Raw genomic sequence first — 15576 nt, forward strand, 5'->3', positions numbered from 1 at the left:
TTTAATATATAAATTTTATAATCCTTCTTCTGCTCTAGGATGGGCTTTTTGAAAGACTTCTTTTAATCTGGTTAAAGAATTATGGGTATAGACTTGAGTAGCGGCTAAACTGGCATGGCCCAATAATGCTTTAATAGCCTGCAAGTCAGCGCCTCTATCTAACAAATGGGTGGCAAAGGTATGGCGCAATATATGAGGGCTATGTTGGCTGGCACGTGTAGTGGCCACCAAATACTTCTTGACGACTCGATATATAAACATGGGATAAACAGGTTTACCAGCGTCGGTTACGATGAGTTGTGGGGTAGGATAATACCCTAACTTTTCTTTTTCAACCAAATAAGCAGCTATTAATTGCCTCAATGGAGGTGGGAAAGGAATCATACGGGCTTTATTCCGCTTGCCTACCACTTGAACGGTTCCATCTGCAAGGTTAACATCCCTTTGGCCAAGGGCTATAAGCTCAGCCAGGCGCATGCCTGTTCCATATAAGAGCTCTAAAATTAATTGATCACGTAACCCAGAAAAGCCAACCGGAAATAGATATTCATCTAAGCAAGACAAAAGCTCTTTTTCTTGAAAAAAGATAGGCAACCTTTTTTTTCCTTTTAAACTTTTAAGTGCATCTGTCGGACGACCAACCCTAAACGCTTTTTTTTCCAAAAAAGCATAAAAACTACGCAACGCAGCCATCTTTCTATTGATGGAGCGATGGGCAAGCGCTTCTTTAGCTAAAGAGACCACCCAACCACGCAGCTCTTGCGCACCCACCTCTGTAACCACCTTTTGAGGCGTTAGACCAGATAAATACCTAAAAAATTGATTCAAGTCGGTTTTGTATGCTACAATGGTATGGCAACTGGCTCTTTTTTCTGAAGTTAAATAGTCCTCAAAAAGGGAAAGAAAGGATTGATTGTCCATAAAACTTATAGCACTTGCCTTTGGGTTGGTAAAAAGCATTTACATTGTACTGTTTTATCAAAAAAAGCAGCATATAAAAGCGTTACCCATTGTTGCCATATAGCATCCGGTATTTATACATCGCCTTTAGCTTTTGCGCTTTTCTGCTTACAGTTGGCTTGGTATAAGCCATGCGCTGCCTGGCTTGTTTTAATACCCCCACACGCTCGACTTTCTTTTTAAATCTTTTTAGCGCTCTATCTAACCCTTCGTTGTCTTTTACTTCTACAACAATCATAGACTTCTTTAAAATTTATATTAAAATGGTTACTGTATAGCTACTTATTACAAATCTACTCTAAAAATAGAGCATGCACAAGGTGCCCTCAATAAAATATTTGGTTTAAGCAAGAAGCTGCATCTTTTTTCGCTGCCATCGCATGATGCAGACCATACACCATAACAGCAAACAAGTCCATGAAGCAATATGGCCGATATAATCACCATATAGGCTATAAAAGGTCATTTGGTTATTGGTATGTACTATTCCCCGCATAGCAGCAACTTCTAGCCGGTTGGTAGTGGCTATTGCCGCTCCACGCTGGTTGATAAATCCAGATATACCGGTATTGGCTGCACGCACCACACTCCTTCGATGTGCAATGGCTATTAAGCGACTATATTGAAAAAACTGATGGTATATAGGCGTATTGCCCCACCAACCATCATTGGTTGCCACCGCAAAAAGATTGGCTCCTTTTTGAACACTACTACCTACAAAAGCACCATATAGCAATTCATAACAAATAATGGGTGCAACTTTGATCTGGCCATCTATTTCAAAAACCTTAGCGCCATTGCCTTTGCCAAAAAAAGGATCTATACCCCCAATATCGAGGAATCTTTGTTTTACCCAATCCAATACTTTGTCTGGTAAAAGATCAAAGTAAGGGATAAATTCTCCACCTGGCAATAGTTTTACCTTGTGGTATATATCCATTTTCTGCCTACCTCTCAGGTATAAAACACTATTGAAATTGTCAACATAGTTCCTTCTAATCATTCGAGCAGTTTTGGTAGCTTTCATTGGGCCATACGCACAATAGGAAACACAACCGGTTACAAGGTTTACAGCAGGATAGATTTCTAGAAAGTGGAATATAGGCTGCATTGATCGATCGGCATGGATCGATGTTTCTTGTAAGTAGTTACCAATAGCCGATTCAGGCCAAACGACTAAAGCAGTGGCTGGTGTAAGCTGCTGCTTAGAAAGGGCCAATAACCGATCTATTTGACGCGGATAGGGGACAAAGGTTGGAGACCCATACTCTTTTTCGGTATAACTATCAAAGTTGGGTTGGACCACCACTGCCTCTACATTCATTCCTTTTTCTTTATAAGTGTAATAGCGTATTAAGCTGATGGCTATAGGACACAGCAACGCGCAGCACCACCTAGCCCATAAGCAGGGACTGGCTTTTTCAAAGAGCAAGTGATAGAGCAGGATATTTATAATCAAAATCCAAAGGGATCCGCCGAGTATACCGGTATATTCGTACCATTGAATCCATTGGGGTAGTGCAGCCAATCCATTCCCTAAGTTTAGCCAAGGAAAAGTAAGCTCCCAATATGCCCAGGAGAGATGGGCATGCTCTAAGGTTAGCCAACTGGTTACCAAGCCCAGATAGCCCAGGTAAAGGCCGCCCCATTTCCGGATGTAGTAATATAAAAACCAAGGCAATGAAAGGCAAAAAGTATTATAAACCAGCACAAAAATCAAACCTTCAAAAGCAACTTTATAAATCCACCAAATGGTTAGCGTATTCCAAAGCAATAGGGTTAAAGCAATAGAGGCCAGGCAAAAGATTTTTTTTTTAGGCGCTATGGTCAGCAGTTTAATGATAGCCAACATAGGCACAATCGCCACGCATAACAAACCACCCAACCAAAAAGAGCACCAAGATAGGTAAAAAAAACTGCTGCTTAAGGCTACTAAAAGTAGTACATAATAGCTAGAAAATGGTTGAAGTCTAAGTTTTTCAACCATACGGTTTACCCATAAAGCAGATTGAGTAGTAACCAGATGATACGGCATAAATTTTATTAAAAAATTTGTTGGTCACGATTTTCCAAATCCTTGAGCATAACGATGTTCTATCTTCCGGTCTTCCGTTTGTTTGTTGACAAATAGCATACCTAAAAAAAGATAGAATGCCGCTAATTTACAAAAAAGGCAAGAAACTTAATAAGAAAAAACCGGTTGAACCGGTTTCCTGTAACGGAAGCATATAGAAAAATCATTTATAACAGAATTTCTGTATAAAAATTGCAAGCGTCTTATTTTTTACGTAGCATTGCTAGATGATATCTTCACCGAAGAAGGTCATTCTAGGTTGACCATTACTAGCAACAATCATCAAGCTATTTATTAAGATGTAAGCGCATGACACTACTGGGAATCCTATAGACTACCCCTTCCCTAGGGGTAGTAAAATTACTCAGTACATTTAGCTTAACCCATACAAAAAATGAAGATACAAATACCCATTCCAAAACTTGGTTTCGTGTTTTTAATGCTTATGTTAAATGCACTTAAGTGCACTTCGCAAGACAAGAATAAGGATCTGACTTCGCAGAGCCCTTCAAAAGGGAGAACAGGGGATGATAGCAATAAGCAGTCTTTTCCTACAACAGATCCTCCTCAAAACAACAGTTTTTCTAGTAATTCAAAAGATGCAGCAACAGAAACAGAAGAAAAAGGAGAAACAGAAACAACTGACCTTACTCAAGAGGAGAATCAGAATCAAAATGATAAAGATCAGTCAAAAAATGAAGCGCTTAAGGATACTAACGATAAGGGTGCTGCTAATAACGAGGTTAACTCGGATACTAAGTCATCTAGCAGCGATGCGGAGACAGAAAGAGAAACGGAAAACAACGAAAAGATAAGTCAGGATAACAATCTTAAACAAAGTAATGGTAGTCAACCTACATCATTGGCTGCACCAGTTAACAAAAATTTAAGCAATGTAGTAAATCCTGGCCGCACTAGATCGAGTTCTTTTACTTTTGCTGCCAAAAATAGCCCTATACCGGGTAGTTCCCTTGCTTCTAAATCAGTAACTGACTTACGAAGTAAAACCCTTAATAACAATAAAACTAGCAATCAAAATCTTAACAATCAACCAGTAAATACCCCGCCAAATACCAATCAAAATTCTAACCCTACTACAGAATCTAAAGATATTAAGCAAGCTAGTGACATACCAACAAGTAGTGTACTAAACAAAAAGGAAACAAATAATGCACAGTCTAGCATAAGGTCAGTAGAGAACCTACCAGGTAACAATTCAAATATAGATCGGAGTGAGGATAAAGTGTATAACAAAGACACGGCAAGTTGTCGAGAAAGATTGGCGCACGGCACGAAGAAATACGGTGGCTTTGGCAAGTTTATAAAAAGCAAAATTCGTAAAAAAAAGCATTAATTACTGGAACCCCTATAGACCAGCCCCAACTTAACATAGCCAAAAATAATCAAATATTAACCCAATATATAATAAAAAATGAATATACAAATAGCTATTCCTAAACTTGGTTTTATATGTTTAATATTTGTGGTCAGTACAGGTTGTCCCTCTAAGCGTACAAAGCCGTTGAAGAAGCATACTCCGCTAACCCCTTCTAGTGAAGACCAAACAAAGCCTACTTCTACCAAAGTAAGTCAGGAAATTAAGGATGAAAAACGACTGAAAGGTAGCGAAAAAAGTTTAGATAAGGATCCTAAACGAAATAAGGAAACAAACGAAAATAAAAAGCCTACCCAAGGTTCTGAAAAGGAAAGCAAAAAAGAAGACGAAGAGAACAAGATAGACAAAGAAGTAAAAAATAGTGTTGATGCTATAAGAGAAATTTACAAGGAAAGAGAATGCATTAACGATAAGATAAAAAATCTTGATGACGCAATACAAATTTGCAATGACCATAAAATGGTTTTTAGAACGATTGGCAGACGTCACATTCGCATATATTGGTATACTAGGTTATCTTCTTATTTGAAGAAGGCAGGCCTTACACCTATAGAAATAGCGCAAATACAATCTAAAGAAGAGATAGAAATCCACCTAGAAAATGTAAAAAATGACCTTGAAGAGGTTAACAAAGCACTCAAAAGCAAGCAAGCTTACATTGAAAATTTAACAAAGAAATATCAGAATCTGTTTAATTAGTATATTTTATTGACTATCAAATAAAAAAATTTAACAAACGATTGTTCCCATTGCGTCAGGTGAAAGCGCTAATGGCCGCTGGCGTATACGAACCATCCATTTGTATCTCTGTGCTAGACTAGATTTTACTTAAGTTGATGCCATTGCCTGTTCAAGTCAGTGGATATAAACACAATCCTGCACAAAAAAATTGCAACAATCCTGTTTTTTATTTACCATTAAAGATATAGTGCTTTAAGCACAGAAATTCAGTCTAAAATTAATGGTACCTAGCAACAAAAGTGAACCATTCATCTAAAATGATAAGAGGGTCACACGAAGGCAGACCCTGGCTACAGATGACTTATGCGTGTAAAAAGCACCAGCATGCAATCCAACATATCTAAAAAACAAAAAAATGAAAATAGGTAGATCTATTCTAAAGCTTAGTGCTATATGTTTAATAAACGTTTCGTTTCAAAGTTGTAATTTTGATGATCTTCCGGTTAAACCGCACTCTAAAAAGAAAAAAAGAAAAAATTATTCTTAGTAAGAAAGAGCGTACAACACCAAAAGACCCTATGACTAAAAATGCTGCTTTAGCAAATAGAGGTCACAAAGACGATGAAAAAGAAAAACACTCCCTCTCACGCTCTCAAAGGGATGGAAAAGATAAAAGAGATATAGACCATAATGATCCTAATGACCCTAATCATAATCATGAATCTTCTTCTGATATAAAATCAATAGATGGGGGTACTGATGTATTGCATGCCAATAACTGTGATGAAACAGAAACGCATTACACCCCAAACCCACATGAGGACGTTAATCTAGAGGTTGATGATACAGAATACGACAACACAAATGACAACAATGAGTCGGAGACAGCTCCTATTCCGAACAGCGATTTAGACAATCAGCCTAATCAAACTGAAAAAATAGATCTAGATACCAAGCAGCCACAAGAGAGCGAAGACAAAAACAAGGAAGAAGAAGATGATGAGGAAGAGGAAAAGGAAGAGAACGAAGGAGAAGCAATGGGTCCGTCTATTCCACCATCATCTGACCAAGTAAATAGTAATGGTGCTGTTCAATTAGCTCTTGATGCAAGTGCTCAAAGTCCAACTGAGGGTAAGAAAAAAAGATTTAAATTTACCAATCTTTTTAAAAAAAAATCTAGTTCAGGAACTGAAAATCCTAAGAAAAAGAGCGATAAGAAAAGCAGTACGTAATCTATAAATTTCCTTAGTAATTTAGCAGGCCTATCTACAACTATGTAATAGCCCCCTCTTAAAAAGTTAGGGCAGCCCATAAACCAAACAAAAGATTAAGCCAGACCAGCCATTGTACAAAAACGAATCACTTATGTTTTTTTCGGCCTTCCATTCGCAAAATAATTTTCTACCTGGTAAAATTATTTGTAAATTTGGTTGCTTGCTACCCCATAAAAGGGATAAATTCAATAAGGCACAATATGCCTGATCGTAGCTTTTAACTAAACAATAGAAAGATGGCACATCCAAAGAAAAGATCCTCTGCTTCTAGAAGAGATAAAAGAAGAACGCATGTTAAGCTTGCCATGCCTGCGCTGGTGGTTTGCCCCGTTACGGGTGTAATGCATACGCCGCACCGTGCATTTTGGCATGAAGATAAAATGTATTACAAAGGTAAAGTAGTCATGCATAGAGCAGGTACTCAATAATAGATGAAACGCATCAAACGTGCCTCCATTGCAGGTGTAGCTGGCTATGTGCCAGACTATGTGCTGACCAACCATGCATTAGAGCAGATGGTAGATACCAACGATGCATGGATCACCACGAGAACCGGTATTCAAGAGAGACGCATCCTAAAAGAAGAAGGGGTAGGTACCTCTTTTATGGCGATAGAAGCCGTTAAGGATTTGTTGCAAAAAACAGCTACCGATCCTGCTGCGATAGATTTGTTGATATGTGCAACCATTACCCCAGACAGAATCACTCCCGCTACCGCTAACATCATTGCCCATGCAGTGGGAGCGACCCGCGCTTTTAGCTATGACCTACAAGCTGCTTGTTCGGGGTTTCTTTATGGGCTAGATACCGCAGCTCAGTTTATTGCTTCAGGTAGAGCCAAAAAAGTGATTGTGGTAGGCGCGGATAAGATGTCGTCTATTACCGATTATACCGATAGGGCTACCTGTATACTTTTTGGAGATGGTGCAGGTGCCGTGCTGGTAACAGCCGATGAGCTAGATAGTGGCTGCGGCATTATAGATACCATCTGCAAAGCAGATGGAGCAGGGCAAAACTTGCTCTACCAAAAAGCAGGAGGCAGTAAGCTGCCTGCTTCCCATGCAACGGTAGATGATCGGGCACATTACATTCAGCAAGATGGCCAAAATGTATTTAAGGCAGCTGTTACCGCTATGTCAGAAGTAGTCATGGAAATTATGGCTGGTAACCAGCTTACTGCATCAGATATTGCCTACCTAGTGCCCCATCAAGCCAATAGACGCATCTTAAAGCTTGTAGCCGAACGTGTGGCCATGCCTATGGAAAAAGTTATGCTGAACATCAATAAGTATGGCAATACAACAGCTGCAACCATTCCACTTTGTTTGTGGGACTACGAGCAAAAACTCAAAAAAGGTGATAAGTTAATTGTAACCGTTTTTGGCGGGGGCTTTACTTGGGGCGCTATGTATATGATCTGGGGGTATAATAGTTGTAAACCTATGTAAAACTATATAAAGACAAGGGGTTATGTCTTTAAATGGCAGCAATGAGCTTAAAAACAAGATAGTATGGCAAATACAAGTGATATTAAAAATGGCCTTTGCATTGTATTGAACAATGATATTTATAGCGTTGTGGAATTTCAACATGTCAAGCCAGGAAAAGGCGCAGCCTTTGTTAGAACCAAATTAAAAAGTTTAACCAAAGAAAGGCAAATCGACCATACCTTTAATGCAGGTGTAAAAATCCATATCGCACGCATTGAACGTAGGCCTTACCAGTTTCTTTATAAGGATAGTGCAGGCTACACTTTTATGCATACCGAAACCTTTGAACAACTCACTATTGAGCCATCACTGATCTTTACCCCCCAATTCTTAAAAGAAGGCCAACAGGTAGAAATCGTTTACCACGATGATGAAAATAGGGTATTAAAATGTGAGTTACCCCCATCTGTGCTATTGCGGATTACCTACACAGAACCGGGCCTTAAAGGTGATACCGCCACGAAAACCCTAAAGCCCGCTACGCTAGAAACAGGCGTAGAGGTTAGAGTTCCTTTGTTTATTAATAATGAAGATCTTATAAAGATAGATACTCGTACGGGTATCTATATGGAGCGTGTAAACGAGCAGAAAAAGTAAATATGAAAACCAAAGAAATTCAGGAGCTCATTGACTTTATTACCAAGTCAGGGTTAGAAGAAGTCCATATTGAGACGGAAGCCATTAAAATCCATGTAAAAAGAAGCATACCTATGGCCGGGCATATCCCATCACTTCCCCCCAACACACTGGCATCTGCACAGACGGCTCAAGCAGCTTCCCTTCCAGCAGCCAAAGCAGATGGACTTGAAACCAATTATGTAACGATTAAATCCCCCATGATTGGTACCTTTTACCGGTCACCTAGCCCTACAGAAGCCCCCTTTGTAAAAGAAGGAGATGCCATTGTAAAAGGCACCAAGCTTTGTATTATAGAAGCTATGAAGCTCTATAATGAAATAGAGTCAGAAGTTACTGGAAAAATCGTTCAAATCTTGGTTGATGATGTCTCTCCTATCGAATATGACCAACCACTTTTTGTAGTAGACCCAGTTACCGGATAAACCTTACATCCATCTTTCCAGTTTGATCTACTATGTTTCAAAAAATATTGATTGCCAATCGTGGAGAAATTGCTTTAAGCATCATTCGGGTTTGCAAAGAAATGGGCATTAAAACCGTTGCAGTGCATTCTACCGCAGATAAAGACAGCCTCCATGTTCGTTTTGCAGATGAAGCAGTCTGTATCGGCCCACCTTCAAGCCATTTGTCTTACCTTTCTATTCCATCCATCATTGCTGCTGCCGAAGTAACCAATGCCCATGCCATTCATCCAGGCTACGGATTTTTATCTGAAAATGCTAGCTTCGCAAGCATTTGTGCAGAATATGGTATTAAGTTTATCGGCCCTTCCGCTGCTGCCATTGGCAAAATGGGTGATAAGTCTATGGCAAAAGCAACCATGCAGGCTGCTGGTGTACCCACTGTACCCGGTTCGAATGGGCTCCTCACATCGGTCGAAGAAGGCATCCGATTGGCCCACGAAATAGGCTTTCCTGTATTGCTGAAAGCAACTGCAGGTGGTGGCGGGAAAGGCATCAAATTGGTAGATGCGCCAGAAGCATTCCATCAAAAATGGATAGAGGCCCGTCAAGAAGCCATTGCCTCTTTTGGTAAAGAGGGCCTTTACTTAGAAAAGTATATAGAAGAGCCCCGCCACATTGAAATACAAATCATAGCAGATCAATATGGCAAAGTCATTCATCTATCTGAGCGAGACTGTTCCATTCAGCGCAGACACCAAAAATTGGTGGAGGAGTCTCCCTCTCCCTTTGTCACAGAAGCTCTACGGGCAAAAATAACAGAAGCAGCTATAAAAGGGGTTTCTGCCATAGGGTATGAAGGGGTTGGCACCATGGAGTTTCTAGTGGATAAACACCAAAACTTCTACTTTATGGAGATGAATACCCGTATTCAAGTAGAATACCTCGTTACAGAAGCGGTTACTGGTTTTAACCTCCTAAGGAGCCAAATTGAAATAGCCGCTGGGAAACCACTAGACCTGCCCAATTTATATCCAGCAGGTCACGCCATAGAGGTTCGTATTAATGCAGAAGATCCTTTTCATGACTTTCGCCCTTCCCCTGGAAAAATTAACCATGTACATTTTCCCGGCGGAATCGGCATAACCATTGCAAGCCATATCTATGCCGGTTATGTAGTCCCTGCGCACTATGACTCTATGATTGCAAAACTTATTGTCCATGCAGACACTAGAACCGATGCCATTGCCAAAATGAGGTGCGCATTAGAAGAATTTGTAATAGAGGGTATTCAAACCAATATACCCTTTCATCGTGCCTTGGTAGAAGATGCAGCCTTTCAAAACGGTCACTTTACCACACAATACTTAGATCACTTTGACTTTTCACTACTTAAACAAATAGAATAAAAAACAGCATAAAAAATAATATCAGCTGGCCATTTTTTTTATTTCATAGAAAAAAGCTTAAGTTTGTTAAGGTTTATCCCTCCTAACCTTAGGAAGGATTATTATTCTTTAGCTTATATAAATATATGTATGCAATTGTAGAAATAGCTGGGAAGCAGTTTAAAGTTTCCAAAGAGCAGTGGCTCTACACCCCTAAGTTGCAAAGTGAAGTGGGTGCTTTGCTCACTTTTGATAAAGTTTTACTTTTAGATGATGAAGCAGGGAAGGTAGCCGTTGGTGCGCCTATCTTAAATGGGGTAGCGGTTAAAGCCAAGGTATTGGAGCATACCAAAGCAGATAAAATTATCGTTTTTAAGAAAAAAAGACGCAATGGATACAAGGTAAAGCGCGGCCATCGTCAAGATCACACGCGTATTCTTATTGAAGATATTATAAACTAATATAATAACATGGCACATAAGAAGGGGGCCGGTAGCTCCCGTAACGGAAGAGATTCAGAAAGTAAGCGGCTCGGTATAAAAAAATATGGTGGAGAAGCGGTAATAGCTGGTCACATCATTGTCAGGCAAAGGGGTACCCGTTATTATCCTGGCAAAAATGTGGGCTTAGGTAGGGACCATACTTTATTTGCCACAGCCAATGGCGTAGTGGTCTTTAAAAGAAGAAAAGATATGCGCGCTATTGTTTCGGTAGATGCTGTTCAGTCTACTGCTGCTTAACACTGGCTCCGCTAATCACCAAAAAAATAATCTATTCACTATTTGCAAACGAGATTTGCTAGAAAGGTAATACTATGGCTGTAAAAATAAGATTAGCTAGATGTGGCAGAAGACATCTAGCAGAGTACGACATCGTTGTAGCTGATGCACGGTCGCCACGAGATGGCCGTTTTATAGAAAAAATTGGGAACTATAATCCCAACACAGCCCCTGCAACCGTTAAACTTAATGAGGCAAGTGCATTAAAGTGGCTTTTTCAGGGCGCACAGCCCACTGATACGGTTAAAAACCTTTTATCTAAGCAAGGTGTAATGCTTAAAAAACATCTTCAGCTAGGTGTTATAAAGGGCGCTATTACCCAAGCACAAGCAAATGAAAAATTGGCTAGTTGGAAAGCAGAGCGGGTCAAAAAAACAGCTGCTCATCGCCATTAGCGCATTACTTTAAATCTTCCTTGATGTATTTTGCTTAGATGTTTAGTAGTGGCGCTGTACGTTTATAATTCAACTCATTAAGATCAAACTATAATAAAATAATTAATTAAATGAATAGGGAAGATATTATGGCTAAGGTAGTAGCCATTGTTGTTGATAAACTAAATGTTTCAGCTCAAGAGGTTTTACCCACGGCCCATTTTGCAAATAGCCTAGGCGCCGATTCGCTAGACCAAGTTGAATTGGTTATGGAGCTTGAGAAAGCATTTGATGTCTACATTAAAGATAATGAAGCTACCCATTTACAAACCGTGGGTAGTGTAGTAGATTATTTAGAAGAGGCCTTGGCACAGCGTAAGGCTTAGTGTACCTTTTGTATGTTACCCACAAGAGTAGTTATTACAGGACTAGGCGCTCTTACGCCCATTGGCAATAATGTTGCGGCATACTGGGATGGTCTGCTTTCCGGTCAAAGTGGTGCAGCACCCATTACGAAATTTGATACTGCAAAACATAAAACTAAGTTTGCTTGTACCTTAAAAGACTATGATCCACATAACTACCTTGATGCAAAAGATGTTAGACGGATGGATCCATTTGCCCAGTATGCCATGGCAGCTGGGGATGAAGCGATACAAAATGCCGAGTTAATCACCCCTTTAGTAGATAAGGAACGTGTAGGCGTCGTATGGGGTTCTGGCATAGGCGGGTTAGGTACTACAGAAGCAACCGTTTTAGAGTTTGCTGCCAATGGTATGGATCCCAAAATCAATCCCTTTTTTATTCCCAAGATTATACCAGATATTCCTTCTGGTCACCTATCCATTAAGTATGGCTTTAAAGGGCCCAACTTTGCTACAGTAGCTGCATGTGCCTCTGCAGTAAACGCCATAGTAACTGCTTTTCAATTGATTAAATTAGGGGATGCAGATGTAATCGTAGCAGGTGGCTCAGAAGCGCCTATTATTCAAATCGGCATGGCTGGGTTCAATGCATTAAAGGCACTTTCTACACGCAATGAAGATTACTTAACCGCTTCACGTCCCTTTGATAAGACAAGAGATGGTTTTGTGATGGGAGAGGGGGCAGGTGCTTTAATCCTTGAGTCTTACGCGCATGCAAAAAAAAGAAAAGCTAAAATTTACGCCGAGGTAGTCGGTGTAGGGATGTCTGCAGATGCCTATCACATTACCGCACCAGATATGGGAGGCGTAATTTTAGCATTGCAACGTGCATTAACCAGCGCTCGCCTTTCACCAGACTGTATAGACTACATTAATGCCCATGGAACCAGCACCCCATTGGGGGATCTTAATGAGATACAAGCCATTCAGCATGTATTTGGTGCCCACGCCTATAAGCTCAACATTAGCTCCACCAAGTCAATGACCGGCCACTTACTGGGTGCGGCCGGCGCCATAGAGTCTATTGCCACTGTTTTAGCATTGTTGCATCAAGTAGTACCTCCAACCATTAACCATAACGTATTAGATGAATCCATTGATCCACAGATCAATCTAACTTTAAACAAGGCAGAAAAAAGATCCATCTTATTTGCGCAAAATAATGCATTTGGTTTTGGCGGACATAACGTTTCTATAATCTTCAAAAAATGGGAAGATTCCTAAGTTTACTCTATTACCTTTTTAGCAAGAAAGACCCCGCTGCACAACAGTTGGTCTCTTTTGTAAGAGCGGTTACTGGAATGGTGCCTTTAAACCTAGCCTTATATAAGGTAGCCCTTCAGCATAGCTCTATAGAAGAAGGGCATACCTCCAATGAACGGCTAGAATTTCTAGGCGATGCTATATTATCTGCCATTGTTGCAGACTACCTCTTTAAGAAATATCCTTTAAAAGAAGAAGGTTTTTTAACAGACATACGGTCAAGGTTGGTTAATAGGGATTCCTTAAATGGATTGGCACGTAAGATTCATTTAGATAAGCTATTGCATTACGATGCAAATCTTATAAGAAAAAGTGGGCATAAATTTATTTATGGCAATGCATTAGAAGCACTGATCGGCGCCGTCTATTTAGATCATGGTTATGAGCGCTGTCAAAAATTTGTTATTGATCGCCTTATCGTCAATTATATAAGCCTCAAAGAGCTAATAGAACATGACACCAATTTTAAGAGTAGAATCATTCAATGGGCACATAAACACCACCTTCAAGTAGTCTTTAGGATTCTTGAGGAAAAACAGTATGAACACTATAAAGAATTTACCGCTCAAGTGCTTATGGATGAAAAAGTTATGGGAGAAGGAACAGGCAGAACTAAAAAATGTGCAGAACAAATGGCTGCCCAGCAAGCTTTAGCCCATACGGAACAAACAGAAGCAAAATAATAGCGGCCATTTTTGGTCATTATTCCTAAACGATCGCATTTATCTATAAAAATTATGGCAAGAGAAGGGAAAGACATACGAGATATTATTGATGCATCTGATTACCCATATGGCTTTGAGAGCAATATCCCGGTAGATGCCATTCCAAAGGGCTTAACAGAGGCGACCATTCGTCTGATTGCTGAGAAAAAAAATGAACCAGATTGGTTGCTCAAGCGGCGCTTACAGGCCTTTAACCATCTCTCTAAATTAAAAGAGCCTATCTGGGCAAAGGTGGCCTATCCACCTATAGATTACCAAAACATTATTTATTATGCAGCCCCTAAACAAAAAATACAATTAAACAGTTTAGAAGAGGCTGATCCAGCCCTTTTGGCTACCTTTAAGCGCTTAGGGATCTCCTTAGAGGAGCAAAAAAGACTAACCGGTGTAGCGATGGATGTGGTGTTAGATAGTGTTTCTGTTGCAACTACTTTTAAAGATACCTTAAATAGGTTAGGGATTATTTTTTGTTCTTTTAGTGAAGCGGTTCAAAAACACCCAGACTTGATTCAAAAATACTTGGGTAAAGTAGTCCCCATGACCGACAATTACTTTGCGGCCCTCAATACCGCTGTATTTAGTGATGGTTCCTTTTGCTACATTCCCAAAGGCGTTCATTGCCCTATGGAACTCTCCACCTATTTTCGGATCAATGCGGCCAATACTGGTCAATTTGAACGCACCTTAATTGTAGCAGAAGAAGATGCGTACGTGAGCTACTTAGAAGGATGCACCGCCCCTATGCGGGATGAGCACCAACTACATGCTGCCGTAGTAGAGATCTATGCTGAAAAAAAGGCCCATGTAAAATATGCTACTGTACAAAATTGGTATCCAGGCAATGAAGAAGGTGTAGGCGGGGTATATAATTTTGTAACCAAACGCGGCCTTTGTGCGGGTGCACATGCTAAAATTTCTTGGACACAAGTAGAAACAGGCTCAGCCATTACTTGGAAGTATCCTAGTTGCATTTTAATGGGAGATCATTCGGTAGGTGAGTTTTACTCTGTAGCCGTAACCAAGCACAAACAGCAAGCAGATACGGGCACAAAAATGATTCATCTAGGTAAAAATACGAAAAGTCGAATTGTAGCCAAGGGCATTGCAGCTGGTCACTCCAATAATAGCTATAGAGGCTTGGTCAAGCTCTCAGCTGGCGCAGCACATGCGACTAATTTTTCTCAGTGCGACTCTTTATTGATGGGCAATAACTGTGGTGCCCATACCTTTCCTTATATAGAAGTAAAAAACCCAACCGGGAAAGTAGCCCATGAAGCAACTACCTCTAAAATTAGCGAAGAGCAACTTTTTTATTGCAACCAACGTGGTATTGACCATGAAAACGCCATTGCTCTGATCGTCAATGGCTACTGTAAAGAAGTACTCAACCAGTTGCCGATGGAGTTTGCTGTAGAGGCACAAAAGCTACTGGCACTTACCTTAGAAGGTAGCGTAGGCTAAGGCATGCTACGCCTCTAAATGGTCTTCATATACTTCATAATCATAGTCATCTATCATTCTGGTTACTTCATTGAAGTTAATGCCTAGCAATATAATGGCTTTTTGCCTGAGTAAGTAAGGCTTATAATACCCGTTTGCTTTGATTTGTGCTAAGGCTATTTTCCCGGCGGATTTATATTTGATTTCTATAATGTAGATGGCACTTTCTACTTCTAAAACAATAGACCTCTTTTGAGCATCCATTTC

The 15576-nt window shown here is 40.1% G+C and carries 19 protein-coding genes; 15 read left to right on the forward strand and 4 right to left on the reverse strand.

All coding sequences use genetic code 11. The features are described 5' to 3' along the window. Positions 1-15: 15 nt before the first annotated feature. From ACOALF_RS02165 to lnt, 3 genes are all read right to left on the reverse strand, one after another. Positions 16-960: a tyrosine-type recombinase/integrase gene (locus ACOALF_RS02165; RefSeq protein ID WP_419241796.1), complete on the reverse strand. Its 945-nt coding sequence runs from the start codon at positions 958-960 to the stop codon at positions 16-18. A 43-nt stretch (positions 961-1003) separates the two neighbouring features. Continuing rightward, complete coding sequence (rpsU, locus tag ACOALF_RS02170) at positions 1004-1198, reverse strand: 30S ribosomal protein S21 (RefSeq protein ID WP_419241797.1); 195 nt, start codon at positions 1196-1198, stop codon at positions 1004-1006. Between the two features lie 105 nt (positions 1199-1303). Beyond that, on the reverse strand, positions 1304-2995 hold the full coding sequence (gene lnt, locus ACOALF_RS02175) for an apolipoprotein N-acyltransferase (protein WP_419241798.1): 1692 nt from the start codon (positions 2993-2995) through the stop codon (positions 1304-1306). A gap of 433 nt (positions 2996-3428) precedes the next feature. Between lnt and ACOALF_RS02180 the strand changes: the two genes are divergently transcribed. The 15 genes from ACOALF_RS02180 (at position 3429) to sufB (ending at position 15330) form a co-directional block, all read left to right on the forward strand. Beyond that, complete coding sequence (locus ACOALF_RS02180) at positions 3429-4388, forward strand: hypothetical protein (protein ID WP_419241799.1); 960 nt, start codon at positions 3429-3431, stop codon at positions 4386-4388. 78 nt (positions 4389-4466) lie between these two features. Further along, a complete protein-coding gene (locus tag ACOALF_RS02185; RefSeq protein ID WP_419241800.1) occupies positions 4467-5129 on the forward strand; it encodes a hypothetical protein in 663 nt (220 codons plus the stop codon). A gap of 473 nt (positions 5130-5602) precedes the next feature. Beyond that, positions 5603-6343 carry a hypothetical protein gene (locus ACOALF_RS02190; RefSeq protein WP_419241801.1) on the forward strand — a complete coding sequence of 247 codons (741 nt, stop codon included), beginning with the start codon at positions 5603-5605 and terminating at the stop codon, positions 6341-6343. A 278-nt stretch (positions 6344-6621) separates the two neighbouring features. Beyond that, positions 6622-6813: a 50S ribosomal protein L32 gene (gene rpmF, locus ACOALF_RS02195; protein ID WP_419241802.1), complete on the forward strand. Its 192-nt coding sequence runs from the start codon at positions 6622-6624 to the stop codon at positions 6811-6813. A 3-nt stretch (positions 6814-6816) separates the two neighbouring features. Then, on the forward strand, positions 6817-7833 hold the full coding sequence (locus ACOALF_RS02200; RefSeq protein ID WP_419241803.1) for a beta-ketoacyl-ACP synthase III: 1017 nt from the start codon (positions 6817-6819) through the stop codon (positions 7831-7833). Between the two features lie 63 nt (positions 7834-7896). After that, the gene (efp, locus tag ACOALF_RS02205; protein WP_419241804.1) at positions 7897-8472 is read left to right on the forward strand and encodes an elongation factor P; all 576 of its coding nucleotides are present in this window, start codon (positions 7897-7899) and stop codon (positions 8470-8472) included. Between the two features lie 2 nt (positions 8473-8474). Further along, positions 8475-8936, forward strand: a complete 462-nt coding sequence (gene accB / locus ACOALF_RS02210) for an acetyl-CoA carboxylase biotin carboxyl carrier protein (protein ID WP_419241805.1) — start codon at positions 8475-8477, stop codon at positions 8934-8936. 32 nt (positions 8937-8968) lie between these two features. After that, positions 8969-10324, forward strand: coding sequence for an acetyl-CoA carboxylase biotin carboxylase subunit (accC, locus tag ACOALF_RS02215; RefSeq protein WP_419241806.1), 1356 nt, complete (start codon positions 8969-8971; stop codon positions 10322-10324). A 125-nt stretch (positions 10325-10449) separates the two neighbouring features. Next, positions 10450-10764 carry a 50S ribosomal protein L21 gene (gene rplU, locus ACOALF_RS02220; protein WP_419241807.1) on the forward strand — a complete coding sequence of 105 codons (315 nt, stop codon included), beginning with the start codon at positions 10450-10452 and terminating at the stop codon, positions 10762-10764. A 9-nt stretch (positions 10765-10773) separates the two neighbouring features. Then, positions 10774-11043, forward strand: a complete 270-nt coding sequence (rpmA, locus tag ACOALF_RS02225; RefSeq protein ID WP_419241808.1) for a 50S ribosomal protein L27 — start codon at positions 10774-10776, stop codon at positions 11041-11043. Positions 11044-11117: 74 nt separating this feature from the next. Continuing rightward, positions 11118-11477 carry a 30S ribosomal protein S16 gene (gene rpsP, locus ACOALF_RS02230; protein ID WP_419241809.1) on the forward strand — a complete coding sequence of 120 codons (360 nt, stop codon included), beginning with the start codon at positions 11118-11120 and terminating at the stop codon, positions 11475-11477. A gap of 110 nt (positions 11478-11587) precedes the next feature. Then, complete coding sequence (acpP, locus tag ACOALF_RS02235) at positions 11588-11842, forward strand: acyl carrier protein (RefSeq protein WP_419241810.1); 255 nt, start codon at positions 11588-11590, stop codon at positions 11840-11842. A gap of 12 nt (positions 11843-11854) precedes the next feature. After that, on the forward strand, positions 11855-13105 hold the full coding sequence (gene fabF / locus ACOALF_RS02240; RefSeq protein ID WP_419241811.1) for a beta-ketoacyl-ACP synthase II: 1251 nt from the start codon (positions 11855-11857) through the stop codon (positions 13103-13105). After that, complete coding sequence (gene rnc, locus ACOALF_RS02245; protein ID WP_419241812.1) at positions 13090-13827, forward strand: ribonuclease III; 738 nt, start codon at positions 13090-13092, stop codon at positions 13825-13827. Before fabF ends, rnc begins: the two co-directional genes overlap by 16 nt. A gap of 54 nt (positions 13828-13881) precedes the next feature. Next, positions 13882-15330, forward strand: a complete 1449-nt coding sequence (gene sufB / locus ACOALF_RS02250) for a Fe-S cluster assembly protein SufB (protein WP_419241813.1) — start codon at positions 13882-13884, stop codon at positions 15328-15330. Between the two features lie 6 nt (positions 15331-15336). Here sufB and ACOALF_RS02255 read toward each other — a convergent pair whose 3' ends face one another. After that, entirely contained in the window at positions 15337-15573 is a 237-nt protein-coding gene (locus ACOALF_RS02255; protein WP_419241814.1) for a PD-(D/E)XK nuclease domain-containing protein, read from the reverse strand. Positions 15574-15576 lie beyond the last annotated feature (3 nt).

This window comes from Cardinium endosymbiont of Nabis limbatus, from assembly GCF_965196625.1.
GTDB lineage: Bacteria > Bacteroidota > Bacteroidia > Cytophagales > Amoebophilaceae > Cardinium.

Bases quoted from the DNA above. Each gene is read 5' to 3' on its own strand.
- ACOALF_RS02255 (WP_419241814.1), bottom strand. From the start codon at position 15,573: ATGGATGCTCAAAAGAGGTCTATTGTTTTAGAAGTAGAAAGTGCCATC.
- rnc (WP_419241812.1), top strand. From the start codon at position 13,090: ATGGGAAGATTCCTAAGTTTACTCTATTACCTTTTTAGCAAGAAAGAC.
- ACOALF_RS02190 (WP_419241801.1), top strand. From the start codon at position 5,603: ATGATCTTCCGGTTAAACCGCACTCTAAAAAGAAAAAAAGAAAAAATT.
- rpsU (WP_419241797.1), bottom strand. From the start codon at position 1,198: ATGATTGTTGTAGAAGTAAAAGACAACGAAGGGTTAGATAGAGCGCTA.
- ACOALF_RS02185 (WP_419241800.1), top strand. From the start codon at position 4,467: ATGAATATACAAATAGCTATTCCTAAACTTGGTTTTATATGTTTAATA.
- rpsP (WP_419241809.1), top strand. From the start codon at position 11,118: ATGGCTGTAAAAATAAGATTAGCTAGATGTGGCAGAAGACATCTAGCA.
- efp (WP_419241804.1), top strand. From the start codon at position 7,897: ATGGCAAATACAAGTGATATTAAAAATGGCCTTTGCATTGTATTGAAC.
- accB (WP_419241805.1), top strand. From the start codon at position 8,475: ATGAAAACCAAAGAAATTCAGGAGCTCATTGACTTTATTACCAAGTCA.
- ACOALF_RS02165 (WP_419241796.1), bottom strand. From the start codon at position 960: ATGCTTTTTACCAACCCAAAGGCAAGTGCTATAAGTTTTATGGACAAT.
- lnt (WP_419241798.1), bottom strand. From the start codon at position 2,995: ATGCCGTATCATCTGGTTACTACTCAATCTGCTTTATGGGTAAACCGT.
- ACOALF_RS02200 (WP_419241803.1), top strand. From the start codon at position 6,817: ATGAAACGCATCAAACGTGCCTCCATTGCAGGTGTAGCTGGCTATGTG.
- rpmA (WP_419241808.1), top strand. From the start codon at position 10,774: ATGGCACATAAGAAGGGGGCCGGTAGCTCCCGTAACGGAAGAGATTCA.
- rpmF (WP_419241802.1), top strand. From the start codon at position 6,622: ATGGCACATCCAAAGAAAAGATCCTCTGCTTCTAGAAGAGATAAAAGA.
- rplU (WP_419241807.1), top strand. From the start codon at position 10,450: ATGTATGCAATTGTAGAAATAGCTGGGAAGCAGTTTAAAGTTTCCAAA.
- accC (WP_419241806.1), top strand. From the start codon at position 8,969: ATGTTTCAAAAAATATTGATTGCCAATCGTGGAGAAATTGCTTTAAGC.
- acpP (WP_419241810.1), top strand. From the start codon at position 11,588: ATGAATAGGGAAGATATTATGGCTAAGGTAGTAGCCATTGTTGTTGAT.
- sufB (WP_419241813.1), top strand. From the start codon at position 13,882: ATGGCAAGAGAAGGGAAAGACATACGAGATATTATTGATGCATCTGAT.
- ACOALF_RS02180 (WP_419241799.1), top strand. From the start codon at position 3,429: ATGAAGATACAAATACCCATTCCAAAACTTGGTTTCGTGTTTTTAATG.
- fabF (WP_419241811.1), top strand. From the start codon at position 11,855: ATGTTACCCACAAGAGTAGTTATTACAGGACTAGGCGCTCTTACGCCC.